The sequence below is a fragment of the Gemmatimonadota bacterium genome, assembly GCA_009692115.1.
Lineage (GTDB): Bacteria > Gemmatimonadota > Gemmatimonadetes > Gemmatimonadales > GWC2-71-9 > SHZU01.
Map to the genome: position 1 here is coordinate 1 of SHZU01000021.1, position 14,974 is coordinate 14,974.

The 14,974-nt window shown below is 64.8% G+C and carries 9 protein-coding genes; 8 read left to right on the top strand and 1 reads right to left on the bottom strand.

Annotation, left to right across the window (positions count from 1 at the left end):
- The first annotated feature begins 736 nt into the window (after positions 1-736).
- From EXR94_14590 to EXR94_14610, 5 genes are read left to right on the top strand one after another with little or no spacing between them, the layout of a single operon-like run.
- The gene (locus EXR94_14590) at positions 737-2,902 is read left to right on the top strand and encodes a hydrolase (protein MSR03943.1); all 2,166 of its coding nucleotides are present in this window, start codon (positions 737-739) and stop codon (positions 2,900-2,902) included.
- Between the two features lie 45 nt (positions 2,903-2,947).
- The gene (locus EXR94_14595) at positions 2,948-4,924 is read left to right on the top strand and encodes a hypothetical protein (protein MSR03944.1); all 1,977 of its coding nucleotides are present in this window, start codon (positions 2,948-2,950) and stop codon (positions 4,922-4,924) included.
- A 15-nt stretch (positions 4,925-4,939) separates the two neighbouring features.
- Positions 4,940-7,018 carry a PQQ-dependent dehydrogenase, methanol/ethanol family gene (locus tag EXR94_14600; GenBank protein MSR03945.1) on the top strand — a complete coding sequence of 693 codons (2,079 nt, stop codon included), beginning with the start codon at positions 4,940-4,942 and terminating at the stop codon, positions 7,016-7,018.
- A 9-nt stretch (positions 7,019-7,027) separates the two neighbouring features.
- A complete protein-coding gene (locus tag EXR94_14605; protein MSR03946.1) occupies positions 7,028-7,411 on the top strand; it encodes a hypothetical protein in 384 nt (127 codons plus the stop codon).
- A gap of 3 nt (positions 7,412-7,414) precedes the next feature.
- Entirely contained in the window at positions 7,415-8,878 is a 1,464-nt protein-coding gene (locus EXR94_14610; GenBank protein MSR03947.1) for an aminopeptidase P family protein, read from the top strand.
- Between the two features lie 7 nt (positions 8,879-8,885).
- Here EXR94_14610 and EXR94_14615 read toward each other — a convergent pair whose 3' ends face one another.
- The gene (locus EXR94_14615; GenBank protein ID MSR03948.1) at positions 8,886-9,464 is read right to left on the bottom strand and encodes a hypothetical protein; all 579 of its coding nucleotides are present in this window, start codon (positions 9,462-9,464) and stop codon (positions 8,886-8,888) included.
- Positions 9,465-9,652: 188 nt separating this feature from the next.
- Between EXR94_14615 and EXR94_14620 the strand changes: the two genes are divergently transcribed.
- From EXR94_14620 to EXR94_14630, 3 genes are all read left to right on the top strand, one after another.
- Positions 9,653-12,631 carry a SusC/RagA family TonB-linked outer membrane protein gene (locus EXR94_14620; protein MSR03949.1) on the top strand — a complete coding sequence of 993 codons (2,979 nt, stop codon included), beginning with the start codon at positions 9,653-9,655 and terminating at the stop codon, positions 12,629-12,631.
- Between the two features lie 20 nt (positions 12,632-12,651).
- A complete protein-coding gene (locus EXR94_14625) occupies positions 12,652-13,923 on the top strand; it encodes a RagB/SusD family nutrient uptake outer membrane protein (protein ID MSR03950.1) in 1,272 nt (423 codons plus the stop codon).
- A 113-nt stretch (positions 13,924-14,036) separates the two neighbouring features.
- Positions 14,037-14,974 (top strand): peptidase S10 (locus EXR94_14630; protein MSR03951.1); only part of this gene is annotated, 938 nt, incomplete at its 3' end.

A 14,974-nucleotide genomic window follows, 5' to 3' on the forward strand; every position in this document is an offset into this window, starting at 1 on the left:
ATGTAGGGGGGAGGATTCCCCCCTCGGAGTTCCGCAGTTTGGCCGCGAGCTGTGTTCGGATCGAACACGGCGCTGATGAAGATTGCAACAAGGGCAAAGCGTGTCCCTAGGTGAACAATCATGATTGTGCTCCGTTGAAGGATGTCCAAAGCCTACTCTACGTGCAGGGGTGCGTCCACCGTAACGCTATGGCATATCATGCGAACTTACAGCCCCTCCGCCACCGAAGAGTGAAGCAATTCCCGTAAGAAATCCGAGGTCATACAATTTACCTGAATTGGGGAATGCATAAATTCTTACGTCAGTAAAAAACTGATTACGAATGCAAAGGGGGCAGTAAGACCGTGAAGAATTCCCGAAAAGAAACCAGGAGGGTCATATGTATCAGGTACAGGTTGAGTGGCACAGCTAACAAGGAGAACTGAGCACCCAAATATGAACAAGAGGTTTAACCAACCTTTTTTATTCATTCACACTCCTTAAGCAACCTAACTAGTATTGTGTTGCGCGGGGATCGCTCGCAGCCTAATTCCTTATCACGCCACCCAAGCAAGATCGTTTAAAAGCCCCCAAAGTCAAAAGATTACCCTCTTGGCTCCGCCTCCAGGCTGCCCAGAAACACGGCAGGGCCCGCAGCCTAATCCCCAGAAATCCCAGAGTATTGCTGTAGATTCGCAGGCCTAAAGGCTTAGACTGAGCCCCGGCAAGGACCAGTCGGGCGGCAGTATCTTAGACCATGGATCTCCTGCCGACGGCCGTTGTCCTCGCCAGTCTCGCGGCTCAGCCCGCACCCGTGCTGCCCCGGCCCGTGGCTCACGCCACCCGGATCGCGAAGGGACCCGTCATCGACGGCCGCCTCGACGATTCGGTCTGGCTCGCCGCCCGCCCCATCGGCGGGTTCGTGCAGCACGAGCCGTTCGACGGCCGCGACGCCACCGAGCGGACCGAGGTCCGGATCCTGTTCGACCGCGGCGCGCTCTATATCGGCGCTCGGCTGTTCGACCAGAACCCCGCCGGAATCATCCGCGGCGAAACCCGGCGCGATTTGGCGTTGAAGGAGCAGGACACGTTCATGATCCTGCTCGACACCTTCCGCGACCGCCAGAACGGGTTCTTGTTCGCCACCACCCCCGCGGGCGTCGAGCACGACGGCCAGATCAACAAGGAAGGCGAAGGCGGCTTTGGCGGCCCGGTCGGCAATGCGCCGAGCGTCACCGGCGCCAACGAGAACGTGAACTGGGACGGCACCTGGGAAGTCCGCACCACGATTGACGAGCAGGGCTGGTCGGCCGAGTTCCGGATTCCGTTCGAGACCCTCCGGTACGGGAGCGGGAAGCCGCAGGTGTGGGGGCTCAACCTGGCCCGGTTCATCCGCCGGAAGAACGAAGAGGATTTCTGGTCTCCGGTGCCTCGGCAGCACACCTTGTTTCGAGTCTCGATGGCCGGATCGCTCGAAGGGCTGGAGCCGCCGTCGACCCGGACGCTGCTGCTCACACCGTCAGTCGTCGGATCGCTGCAAAAAGACTACCGGGCCAACACGGCCACCGATGCCGCCCTCGAATTCGGGGCCGACGCCAAGATCGGCCTCACGCCGAGCCTAACGCTTGACCTGACCTATAACACCGACTTTGCCCAGGTCGAGGCCGACGACCAACAAGTCAACCTGACCCGGTTCAATCTGTTCTTTCCTGAGAAGCGGCCGTTCTTCCTGGAGAACGCCGGCGTGTTTGCCTTCGGGACCCCCCAATCGGCCGATATCTTCTTCAGCCGCCGGATCGGGCTCGACCGGAACAACCAGCAGGTCCCGATCGACGGCGGCGGGCGGCTCTCAGGCAAGATCGGCCGCCTATCCCTCGGCCTCCTCGACGTCCAAGCCGGGAACAACTACTCGGTGGGCCGGGTCATCTACGATCTGCCGCATCGCTCCCGGATCGGCGCCATTGCCGTCAGCCGGATCAATACCGATAGCACCGGCGACCACAATGTCACCTTCGGCCTCGACGGCAAGCTCGGCATCGGCGAGGCCATTTCATTGGATGGCTACGCCGCCCACTCCGAGACCCCGGGCTCGACCGGCCGATCCAACGTCGTCAATCTGAGCGGAACCTACACCACCAGAACCTGGGAGCTCGGCAGCGCGTTCCGCCGGGTCGACGCGGGATTCCGGCCGGATGTCGGCTATCTCGAACGGCCCGCGTTCCAATTCATCAGCCTCCGGGTGCTCCGGCATCTGCGGACCCCGAACCTCGCCTGGTTCCGGGAAGCCCGGCCGCACATCACCTTTCGCCAATACGACGACCTCGACGGCAAACCCCAGAGCCGGCTGCTTCACATCGACACTCATTTCGTGTTTGCCAACGGCGCGTTCTTCGAGCTTCCGGGCGTCAACTTCACCCGCGAAGCGCTCCGCGCCCCCTTCGAGATCGCGCCGGGCGTGATCATTCCAATGGGCACCTACGATCACTTCGAGTGGGCGCCGATCTTCAACACCAACTTGAGCTCGCCGTACTCGATTTCCGGCGGAGTTACTCTGGGCGGGTTCTACTCCGGGCACAAGAAGGGCGTCACCCTGACGCTCAACGCCCGGCCCACCGACCGGATCAACTCGAGTCTCCGGTGGTCCTACGACGACGTGGACTTGGCCGAGGGAAGTTTCCACCGGACCCTGGTGGGATTCCGGTTCGGGTACGCCTTCTCGCCCCGGGTGTTCATCCAGGGACTCACCCAGTACAGCAACCAGGCGGAGAGTCTGTCGGCCAACATCCGGTTCGGGTGGCTCGGCCCCGCCGGTACCGGCCTGTTCGTTGTGTTCAACGAAGGCCGCGCCAGCGGTGAGGAGCCGGGACTCGTCAATCGAGTCGTGGTCGTCAAGTTCACCAAGCAACTCGATTGGGCCCGCTAACGCCCTCCGCTGTATCTTCCGTCAGTCCCTTCCAATCAGGCCACCATGCTTGCGTCCATCAGTGTCGCCTTTGTGCTTGCCGCCCTCCAGACTCCAACGATCGCCTCGCTCCGGATCACGCCGAGCCAGCCGGTCGTCGCCGCCCACGACACCCTCCGGGTCCGGGCCGAAGCGCTCGACGCCTCCGGCGCCGTCATCGGCTCCGCCCGGATTCGGTTCGTGACCGCCGGCTTCGCCAATGCGGGCGCAGTCGACTCCACCGGCCTGATCAGCACCGCCTCGCCCGGCATCTTGCCGATCTCCATCCTTGCCACCGTGCCCGGCGGCGCCCGACCGTTCACCCGGCGGATCGAGGTCACCATCGTCGCCGGACCGGCCGCCACGATCAGGATCGCGCCGATGCCGGCCCGGGTCGTCATCGGGCAGCGGATCCAATTGGCCGCCTTTCTCAAAACCGCCTTCGGCGACTCGACTTCCGGAGCCACCACGTGGATTTCCTCGGCGCCCGGAGTGGTCCGCGTTGCCGACGGGCTCCTGACGGCGGTGGCGACCGGCACCGCCGAGATCTCGGCGGCGGTGGGCCGCGCCCGGACCAGTTTTCGGGTGGCCGTCCTCCCGGCGCCCAGCTCGCTCGCGATCACTCCGAACCGGCCCACCGTCAGGCAGGGCGATGTGGTGCCGTTTCAGATGGTCGCGAAGGACCGGAACGGCCGGGCCATCGAAGGACTGAACCCAACCTGGTCGTTTTCGCCCGGCCACGGACAGATCGAGGCCGACGGCAACTTCGTCGCCTATGAGACCGGGCAATACCTGATCACCGGAAATCTCGGCAGCTTAAGCACCGTCGCCACGGTGGTGGTCACCCCGCGCGAGGTGCGCCGGAAGGCGACCGTGGTCGGGCAGTTGGTCCGCTCCAAGCTCGAAACCTCCGAAGTCTGGCTTCATCCGAACGGCAAGGTGGCTTACCTCGGCACCACCCGCGGCGGCGACCGGCTCTACACGGTCGACATCAGCGACCCGGCCAAGCCGACCATCGTCGACTCGATCCAAGACGACATGCGGACCCTGAACGACGTGATGACAACCGCCGACGGCAAGGTGCTGGTGTTCACCCGCGAAGGCGCCTCGAACCGGAAGAACGGGATCGTCATCGCCACCTTGGACGACCCCCTCCACCCCAAGAAGGTGGCCGACTTCACCGACGGCGTGACCGCCGGGGTCCACTCGGCGTTCGTCTACACCGACCCCAAGTACGGGAGCCACGTCTTTCTCACCAACGACGGCACCGGCGCCATCGACGTGGTCGACATCAACGATCCGGCCCATCCGAAACGCGCGGCCACGTGGCGGACCGACACCCCGATCGAGGCCGGCCGCTACATTCACGACATCGATGTCCAGGACGGCTTGCTCTACGGGAGCTATTGGAATGACGGGCTGATCATCCTGGACGTCGGCAACGGGATCAAGGGCGGCACGCCGACCAATCCCCAATTCGTGTCGCAATTCAAGTACGACCTGCCCTCGCTCTATCGCGACGCCGAGATTACCGGCGGCACCGGTTACATCCGCGGCACCCACACGGCGTGGCGGCACAAGAATTACGTCTTCATCGCCGACGAGGTCTTCGGCTTCGAAGAACTCCAGAGCAAAACTGGGCGGGCGTACGGACGGCTCCAGGTCATCGACGTGAGCGATATTACCAAGCCGAAGTCGGTGGCCTGGTATGAGCCCGAGTACGGCGGCGTCCATAACGTGTGGGTCGCCGGCGACACCCTCTATATGGGCGCCTACAACGCAGGGTTCCGGGCGTTCGACATCTCGGGCGAGCTTCGCGGCGACCTCCGGGCCCAGCGCCGGGAGATCGTCCATGCCCAGGTGTCGTCGCCCGACGGCTTCATCCCGAACTTCACGATGACGTGGGGCGTCGTCGTCAAGAACGGGTTGGCCTATGTGAACGACATCAACGGCGGGTTGTTCATTGTCCGGATCGAACCGAAGAAGACCGACCTGGTACCCTAACCGAATGGATGAGCTGTGAGCTTCCGATTCAAGAACTCCGCGATCGTCCTCTCCGCCGCCATGGGGTTGGGGACGGCCTGCGCTCGCACTCGTGAGGTCGATGACAAGACGCTCGCGGCCGCCGAGCGCGACTCGGCCAACTGGCTCACCCACGGCCGGACTTGGTCCGAGCAGCGGATGAGTCCGCTGCACCAGATCGACGATACTTCGGTCGCCCGGCTCGGCCTTGCCTGGTGGGCCGACCTCGGCACCCTCCATGGCCTCGAGGCCACTTCCCTTGCCAACGACGGCGTCCTCTATACCACCAGCGCCTGGAGCGTGGTCTACGCCATCGACGCTCGCACCGGCAAGCTCCTCTGGCGGTTCGATCCCGAGGTGCCCAAGGATCACGGCAAGTTCGCCTGCTGCGACGTGGTGAACCGCGGGGTGGCCCTGTACCGGGGCCGGGTGTTCGTGGCCACGATCGACGGCCGGCTGATCGCCATCGACCAGGTCACCGGCAAACCGGTTTGGACCGCCCAGACGACGCCGAGGGACGGCCCCTACGCAATCACCGGCGCCCCGCGGATCGCGGACGGCAAGGTCGTGATCGGGAACGCCGGCTCGGAGTACGCGGTCCGCGGGTTCGTGGCGGCCTATGACGCCATGACCGGCGCACTCGCGTGGCGGAGCTACATGGTGCCCGGTGATCCCTCGAAGGGCTTCGAATCGAAGGCCCTCGAACGCTCGGCCAAGACCTGGTCGGGCGAGTGGTGGAAAGGCGGGGGCGGCGGCAGTCCCTGGGATCCGATTGTCTCCGATCCCACGCTCGGCCTGATCTACGTCGGCACCGGCAACGCATCGCCTTGGTATCCGGAACTGCGCGGTCCCGTCCCCGGCGACAATCTCTATGCGGCGTCGATCGTGGCCCTCGAGGCAACGACCGGCGAAATCGTTTGGCACTACCAGACCACCCCGGGCGACAGCTGGGACTACGACGCCACCCAGCCGATCGTCCTTGCCGACCTGACCTTCGCGGGGAAGCCCAGGCGCGTGCTGATGCAGGCCAACAAGAACGGGTTCTTCTATGTGATCGATCGGGAAACCGGCGTGCTGATTTCCGCGACGCCCTTCGCCAAAATGACCTGGGCTACCGGGATCGACTCCGCCGGCCGGCCGATCATCAACCCGGCCGCGCGTCCGAGCCGCGAAGGGGCGCTGGTGATGCCATCGGATCTTGGGGCCCATAACTGGCACCCGATTTCGTTCAGCCGCACCACGGGGTTCGTCTATTTCGGCGTCACCGACCAGGCGCCCGCGATGCACGTCGTCGATCCGCAATTCGTACTCAAGGCCAGCGATCAAACCGTCGGGTATGATGCCCGCTACCAAGGACCTCTCACCGCGGAGCTGGCGGCCGCCAAGCCCGTCGGCCGGCTGGTGGCGTGGGATCCGATCAATGGCCGAGAAGCCTGGCGGGTCGACCTGCCGGTGTCCCGGAGCGGCGGCACTCTTGTCACCGCGGGAAACCTGGTGTTTCAAGGCCGTGGCGACGGCAAGTTGGTGGCGTATCGAGCTGACGACGGGAAGCCGGTGTGGGAGTACGACGCCGGCGTCGGGATCGCCGCCGCGCCGATGACCTATGCGGTGGATCAGGTCCAGTACGTCGCGGTCGTGGTGGCGCCGCCGCTGTTGTACGTCGATCCGGGCATCAAGACCGGACCCGGCCGGCTGCTGGTTTTTGCCCTCGGCAAGAATGCGCCCCTGCCATCCGTCGTTAGGGTCGAGACCCCGATCCCGCCGCCCGCGGCGACCGTCGCCGCGACGCCCAAGGAGCTGGCGGAGGGTGCGGCCCTGTCCGCGCTCCACTGCGACCGCTGCCACAGCCCCGATCTCAATCTGGTGAAGAGCGGCGCGGTCCCGGACCTCCGACGGGCTACGACCGCTACCCATACAGCCTTCGAATCCATTGTACTCGGCGGAGCGCGACGGGCCCTCGGGATGCCGACCTTCGTCAAGGACCTCACCGCCGAGCAGGCCCGCTGGATTCAGGCCTACATCCTCGACCAAGCGCGACGGGCCACGGCGGGGCCGCCTCGTACCGGTCACCACTAGGATGGCACTATGACACCGCTTGCGCCGCTGCTCACCTGTCTCTTCCTGGGCTCCGCCCCCGAGCGCGGAACCCTCGTCGTCACCAACATGAACGACAACACCGCGGAGCAACGGCGACAGCATCGTGGTGGTCCTCGACACCAAATCCGGCCGCGCTGTGGATACGCTCCGGGGTTTCGGATCAGCGTTCCGGCGGAGAACGTCCTGACGACCACGGAGTTTCCGGGTTCGGCCTCGCCCGAGGGCGTTACGGCCGGCGCCGACGGATTTGTCTACATCACGCTCCAGGGACGGAACCAAGCGGCCGCCATCGATCTCGCCACGGGGAAAATCCCCTGGCACCTACCCGTTGGGGCCTGGTCCGACGGGATCGCCTACGCGAAGGCTCGGTAACCGATGCGATACTCCCCGATTGTCATGGCCCTCATCGCGGCCGCCCTGCTTGCGCCCCAAGCAACCGCCCAAGAAGGGGTGGCGCCGTTTACGACCGATTTCCCGCCTGAGGAATTTGCCGCGAGACGCCTGGCCGTGGCGCGCGCCATTGGACCGGACGCCATCGCAGTCATCCAAGGCGCCCCATCGCCCCAGGGCTATGTCCGATTCCGGCAGAGCAACGAGGCCTATTACTTGTCCGGCGTCGAGGCCCCCCACCTGCTGCTGTTGATCGAGGGCGGCACCGGACGCACGACCCTCTACCTTCCCCACCGAAACGCCGGCCGCGATCGAGGCGAAGGCCGGATGCTCTCGGCCGAAGATGCCGAGGAAGTCATCAAGCTGACCGGGGTGCACGCGGTCTTCGGCCCGGAGCTTCTCGGCGAGCACCTCGGCCGGATGGTCAACCGCGCCGGGCGCACCCTCTATACGCCGCACGCGCCCGCCGAGGGCGCGGTGATGAGCCGGGATCTCGGCCTCCGGGTCAACGCCGACATCGCGTCCGATCCGTGGGACGGTCGGCCCTCGCGCGAGGGCCATTTCATCGGCCTGCTCAAGAGCCGGTTCCCCCGCTTCGAAATCGCCGACCTGACCCCGACGCTCGACGGCCTCCGCCTGATCAAGAGCCCGCGGGAAATCGCCTTGATCCGGCGATCGAGCCTGCTGTCGGGCCTCGCGCTCATGGAGGCGATGCGCTCCACCGAGCCCGGAGTGATCGAAGACGAGCTCGATGCCGTGGCCAAGTTCATCTACCACCGAAACGGCGCTCAGGAAGACAGCTATTACAGCCTGATCGGAAGCGGGCGCAATGCCTGGTACCCGCACTACCACGCCAACCAGCGCACCATGCCCGACGGCGATCTGGTCCTGATGGACTACGCCCCGAATGTCGGCTACTACAACAGCGACGTGACCAGGATGTGGCCGGTCAACGGCCGGTTCTCACCGGGGCAGAAAGAGTTGTACGGATTCTACCTGGCCAGTTATCAGGCCATCATCACGGCGATGAAGCCGAACGTGCCGATTCGGACCATCAAACAAGAAGCGGCGGCCGCGATGGCCCGGACCCTCGCGGCTTGGCGATTTTCGAAGCCGGAGTACCGGCGGGGGGCCGAAGCCTTCGTCGCCGAGTACCAAGCGTCGGCCGCCGCGGGCGGGATGCTCGGACACTGGGTGGGCATGGCAACGCATGATGACGGCGGAGCCGTCGACATGCTCCGCGCCGGCATGGTGTTCACGATCGAGCCGGCTCTCCGGGTGCCCGAAGAGCAGATCTACATCCGGTTGGAGGACATGTTTCTGGTGACGAGTACCGGCATCGAGAACCTGTCAGGCTTTGTGCCGGTCGAACCGGCGGCCATCGAGCAGTTGATGAAGGAAGCGGGGGTGCTGCAGCGCTACCCCCGAGCGGGTAGCGCCATTCCCTGATTGGCCCTTACATCGACGGCGTGAACATGATGTGGGCCTTCGGGGTTCCCGGGGACATCAGCCACGGGTCATTGCCCTTGGGTTTTTCCGGGAGCCCGGTCGACGCCCCGGTCGCGTAGGGGATGTAGACGACGTACAACCGGTTCGCCCCGGTGATGGTGCCGGCTTTCGGATCGAGCGTCCCGCCGAAAAGTTGATAGAGGGCGGCCGGGCCGCTCGGGAGCTTGAGCGTTCCCGCCTTGGCCTCCGCAAACCGCACGGTGTCCACTTGGGTGGAAGGGGTGCCGCCGGCCCGGAGTTCCCGGCCTCGGGCCATGAAGGGCTCCAAGGACTGGTGATAGCACGAGACATGGAACTCCTTTTCCTTCGGATACTGCGCCAAACAGACCATCCCGCTCCCGGCCCGAAGCTCGACGAACTTCCCTGCCGCGTCGTAGCCGATGACCCGGGCACTCGCCCGCAGATTCTCCGGGAGTGGCAGGACGGCGGCCATGACCTGCTCTTCTTTGGGGGGAATCGGTGACTGGGCCGCGGCAGGCAATGCCCCGGCAACGATCGACGCAACCAGCAGGTGTGGCAATCTCATGCGTTCTCTCCGAATCGGACCCGTTTGAGTGACCGCTTGCAAGCTACCAGACGCCGGCCCCAACGGCTACCAAGGCATCGATCGTCGGCGCATCCTTGCTATTTCAACGTTCGAGGCGCAAATTCGCGAAGATTCCACTTTTTGCAAGCCCGCCCACCGCTCCGACTCGTCGTCTTGGGAGGTACCTCATGATTTTCAGAAGAGTGCTCTTTGCTGGCGCGCTATGCTGGTCCAGCCTGGCGTCGGCCGCCGTCGCGCAGGATGTCGCGGGCACCGTCATCGACGCCGGGACCCTCCGGCCCCTGATTCAGGTCCGGGTCACGGTGGAAGGAGGGAGCCAGACCGTGGTGACGGATAGCAGGGGACGGTTCAAATTGACCGGCCTCTCGGGCACCTCCGTCGTGGCCGGATTCCGCCTCATCGGCTACAAGCCGCTCACCCAGACGTTGACGGTGGGCAGCACGGAAGTCCGGATCACGATGACGCCGGCGCCGGTCCGGCTCGACGAACTCGTCGTGACCGGAACCGCCGATGCCGTCCAGAAGCGCACCATCGGCAATGCGGTGTCGTCAATCAGCGCGAGCGATGTGGTCCAACTGGCGCCGCCGCAGGACATCTCCAACCTGATCAACGGCAAGGCCCCCGGCGTCGTGGTCCTCCAAGGCAGCGGCTCGGTCGGCAGCGGGGCCCGGATCAAGATTCGGGGCTCGTCCAGCGTGGCGTTGAACGACACCCCGCTCCTCTACATCGACGGAGTCCGGATCAACAACACCCAGGGCGCCGGGGTCGCGGTGCAGGGCTTCAGTTCGGGTATCGTGTCGCGGATCAACGACATCGACCCCGAAAGCATCGAGAGCATCGAAATCATCAAGGGACCGGCGGCCGCCACGCTTTACGGTACCGAGGCGTCCAATGGCGTGATCCAGATCATGACCAAGCGCGGGAAGGAAGGAAAACCCGTCTTTACCATGAGCACGGCCCAAGGGACCAATTGGTTCCAGAACGCCGCCGAGCGCATCGGGCCGCTCTACGGACTGGACGGCCAGAACAAACTGGTCTCGGTGAACTTGGTCGATTTGGAAAAGGCTCGCGGGACCCCGCTCTTCCGGAACGGCTCGACCCAGGGTTACCACGCCAGCTTGAGCGGCGGAACGGCCACGACCCAGTATCGGATCGGGACCTCCTACGAACGGGATCTCGGAATCGAACCGACCAATAACCTCTGGCGGTTCAACACCAATGTGAGCCTCACGGTCAAGCCGACGTCCACGCTCGACGTCGTCTCCACCTTCGGGCTGACCCAGAGCAAGCTCAATCAAAACTATGAGGGCGGCGGCGGCGTCATCGTGGAAGCGCTCTTCGGGGCGCCGTCGCTCGTCGGCACCCCGTTCCGGGGCTTCGTTGACTATCCCCCCGAAACCCTGTGGGACAACTTCCAAGCCTCCCAACGGGTCGGGCGACTGATCGGCAGTGTCCAGTTCCACCACCGGCCGTTCCCCTGGCTCAACCACCGGTTAACGGTGGGCCTCGACTTGGTCGGCGAGGACAACAGCGAGTTGGCCCGGGTCCCGAACCAGGCGGCCCGGGAGTTCCTCAGCTCCCCAACCGATCTCGGCGGCGGGAAGTGGATTTTCCGAAACGATCTCAGCACCACGACCTTCGATTATGTGGCCAACGCCAAGGCCTCCGTCAGCAAGTCGATCACCTCGACCACGTCGGCCGGGGTCCAGTACTTCCGGCGGCGGAGCTACCTCTTGAGCGCCTCCGGCCAGGGGTTCCCGGCGGCCGGGCTCGAGAACATCAACGCCGCGACCAATAGCTTCTTTGCCGGCGAAGACTTGATCACCAATGTGACGTTCGGCGCCTTCGTCCAGCAGCAGATCGGCTACAAGAACCGGTTCTTCCTGACCGGTGCAATCCGGGCCGACGACAACAGCGCCTTCGGCAAGAACTTCAACTACGTCACCTATCCGAAGGTGGGTGCCAGTTGGGTCTTGAACGAAGAGCCGTTCTTCAAGGTCCCCTTCGTCTCGAGCCTCCGACTGCGCGCCGCCTACGGCGAAACCGGCCAACAGCCCGACGCGTTTGCCTCGCTTCGGACCTATACCCCCGCCACCGGCGGCAACGGCGGCGGCGCGGTGACTCCGGCGTCCCCGGGCAATCCCGACCTCGAGCCGGAACGCGGCAAGGAGCTGGAGCTGGGCTTCGACGCGGGTCTCTTCAGCGACAAGATCTCGGTCGACTTCACCTTCTACTCGCAAAAGACGGTCGGCGGGCTCTTCAACCGGGACATCTCGCCTTCAACCGGCTTCCCGGGTTCGTTGCTGGTCAATACGGCCAAGATCCAGAACCGCGGCGTCGAGCTGCAACTCCGGGGCTCGCCGATCAGCCGTCCGAATCTGGCGTGGGATTTTGCCTTCAACTTCTCCAAGAACTGGAACAAGGTGCTCGACCTCGGCGGGGTCGATTTCATCAACATCGTGCAGCTATTCGGCACCCCGCGGGTCGATCACCGGCATGCGGTCGGCTATCCGTTGGGCGGCAATTGGGTCCGGAAGGTGGTCAGCGCCCAACTCGATGCTTCCAACCGGCCGATCCGAGGCTCGTCGCTCTGCGACGACGGCAAAGGGGGCACCACGCCCTGCTTCGACGCCGGCGGCAACGCGGTTGCGCCCCGCGTCTACGCCGGGCGGACGACCCCCGATCGCGAGGGGTCGTTCCAGACCAGCGTGACGTTGATGAAACGGGTCCAGTTCTTCACCATGGTCGACTTCAAGCTCGGGGCCTTCATCACCCAGAACAAGGCTCGGGCCCAGTGCCAGATCTTCAAGACCTGCCTCCGCAACTACGAACGAGCGGGCGTCGATCCCGTCGTCCTCGCGAATGATGCCTTCGGATCGACCTTCCGGTCCACCTTCATCGAAGACGCCAGCTTCGCCAAGCTCCGCGAGATTTCCGTCAGCTACACCGTGCCTGAGCGGCTGGCCCGTTCGTTCCGGGCTTCGACCGCCCGGATTACCCTGTCGGCCCGAAACCTCCACACCTGGACGGGTTACAGCGGGATCGACCCCGAAACGTTCTTCGTCGGCGAGCAGTATGTCCGGGTCGATCAGGCCCAGACACCACAGCTGGCCCAGTTCAAGACCACCATCAGCCTCACCTTTTAAGCGACAGGAGCGATAACGATATGATGACTCACTTTCGATTCGAACGCCTCGCCCTGATCGGCTTGATCGGGCTCAGCGCCGGGACCGTGGGTTGCGGCCTGCTTGACGTCCAGACCCAAACCCAGATCACCGAGGAAGCCCTCCAGGATCCGGCCAATGCGCAGTTGATCGTCAACGGCGCGGTGTCCGATTTCGAGTGCGCCCTCGGCGCCTATGTCGTCGGGATGGGACTCTTGTCCGATGAGTTCGAAAGCGCCGGCGGGGCGGCCCTCTTCTTCGACTGGGATCGGCGGACCCAGGAAGCCAGCAGCGGTACCTATGCGGTTGGGAACTGCCTGGCCAGCCAAGTGTCGCTCGGAACCTACCGACCGATCTCGACCGCGCGGTATACGGCGGACAATGCCCTGGCCCTGCTGAACGGCTGGACCGACACGGAGGTGCCGGACCGAAAAGGGCTGATCGCCACCGCACTGGCGTACGGCGGATACAGCAGAATCTTGTTAGGCGAAGGCTTCTGCTCGGCGGCCATCGACCAGGGACCGGAGTTGACGCCGGCCCAGGTGTTCCAGCAGGCCGAGACCAAGTTCACCGAGGCGATTACGGCCGCGACGGCGGCCGGGAAGCCCGAATTGGCCCGGATGGCCACGGTGGGCCGGGCCCGGGCGCGACTCAACCTCGGCAAGCTCGCGGAAGCGGGCCAGGATGCCGGGGGGATCCCGGTCGGCTTCGTCTGGAACGCCAACTACAACGCGGCGGCCTTCCGGAGCCAGAATCAGCTCACCAACATGCACTTCCGGACCAACGGGATGATCGTGTCGGCGCCGTTCCGTAATCTGTCTTTCGGCGGGGTGCCCGATCCGAGGCTCAAAGTGGCTGATGCCGGCCGTCCGTCCTCCGATCCGACCCGGCGGCTGTGGCTGACGTCGAAATATCCACTGCAAGATTCGCCAATCGCGCTCGCGACCGGCGTCGAGGCCCAGTTGATCTTGGCCGAAGCGGTGGGCGGCCAGACGGCCGTCGGCATCATCAATGCACTGCACACCCGGGTCGGGCTTCCGGCCACGTTTGCCAGCACCGATCCGGCCGTGATCAAGAACCAGATTATCGACGAGCGGAGCCGCGAGTTCTTCGCGGATGGCCATCGGTCCTACGACATTCTCCGCTACAACCTGCCGCTCAATCCACCGGCCGGCACGGTGCACCCCCAGGGCGGGAACTACGGCAACCAACGTTGCCTGCCGCTTCCGGACATCGAGCGGAACAACAACCCGAACCTGAGCGCCACTCGATGAGGTAAGCCGCGCGGACCGGGGTGGCCTTACGGCCGCCCCGGCCGCTTTCGCGGCCGCGAACGCAACCGGCCGGCCCTGCTTGCGGATGTCCAAACAGGGGCCCATACTCTCGCATGCCACTTCATTTGCTTGCCCTGGTCGTGGTCGCCCAACAGCCGACCCACCCCACCCCCGACTCGCTGCCGAAGCCGGTCCCCGCCGAGTCATCGGTGGTCACGCCCCATGCGGTCACGATCGACGGCCAGGTGATCCGGTATTCCGCCCGGGCCGGCACCCTGCTCGTCCGGAACGACTCGGCCGCCGCCATCGGGAGCTTCTTCTACGTAGCCTACACTCGGGACGGCGCCGATCTCCGGAAGCGGCCCGTCACCTTCGTCTTCAACGGCGGCCCGGGCTCCTCGTCGGTCTGGCTCCATCTGGGTTCCTTCGCTCCGGTGAAGGTCGAGACCAACGCCCCGTCTTTTACGCCGCCGCCGCCCTACACCGTCAACGACAACCCCCACTCGTTGATCGACCGCACCGACCTCGTCTTCATCGACGCCATGGGGACGGGTTTCAGCCGGATCGTCGGGAAGGGACAGCCCAAGGACTTCTTCGGGGTCGACCCCGACATCAAGGCCTTCGGCGACTTCATCGTCCGCTATATCACGGTCAACAACCGGTGGAACTCGCCGAAATACTTGCTCGGCGAATCCTACGGCACCACTCGCGCCGCGGGGTTGGCCAATGCGCTCCAGGGCCGCGGCGTCGCGATGAACGGCTTGGTGCTGGTGTCGTCGTGGCTCAACGCATTCGTCGATTTCGGGAGCCCGCCGAACAGCCTCGAGATCACCTACCAACTCTATCTCCCCACCATGGCGGCGAGCGCCTGGTACCACAACAAGCTCCCAGCGCCGCGGCCGGCCAGCCTTCCGGCGTTCCTCGAACAGGTCAAGGAATTCGCCCTCGGTGAGTATCAGCAAGCGCTCTCAAAGGGTTCCCGCCTGAGCGACGCCGAGCGCACCAGCGTCGTCGCCAAGCTGCATGCGTATACCGGGCTTTCGGAGGATTT

What these genes read in the sequence shown, in the direction of transcription:
- EXR94_14590 (MSR03943.1), top strand. Translation starts at nt 737, where the DNA reads ATGGATCTCCTGCCGACGGCCGTTGTCCTCGCCAGTCTCGCGGCTCAG.
- EXR94_14595 (MSR03944.1), top strand. Translation starts at nt 2,948, where the DNA reads ATGCTTGCGTCCATCAGTGTCGCCTTTGTGCTTGCCGCCCTCCAGACT.
- EXR94_14605 (MSR03946.1), top strand. Translation starts at nt 7,028, where the DNA reads ATGACACCGCTTGCGCCGCTGCTCACCTGTCTCTTCCTGGGCTCCGCC.
- EXR94_14610 (MSR03947.1), top strand. Translation starts at nt 7,415, where the DNA reads ATGCGATACTCCCCGATTGTCATGGCCCTCATCGCGGCCGCCCTGCTT.
- EXR94_14615 (MSR03948.1), bottom strand. Translation starts at nt 9,464, where the DNA reads ATGAGATTGCCACACCTGCTGGTTGCGTCGATCGTTGCCGGGGCATTG.
- EXR94_14620 (MSR03949.1), top strand. Translation starts at nt 9,653, where the DNA reads ATGATTTTCAGAAGAGTGCTCTTTGCTGGCGCGCTATGCTGGTCCAGC.
- EXR94_14625 (MSR03950.1), top strand. Translation starts at nt 12,652, where the DNA reads ATGATGACTCACTTTCGATTCGAACGCCTCGCCCTGATCGGCTTGATC.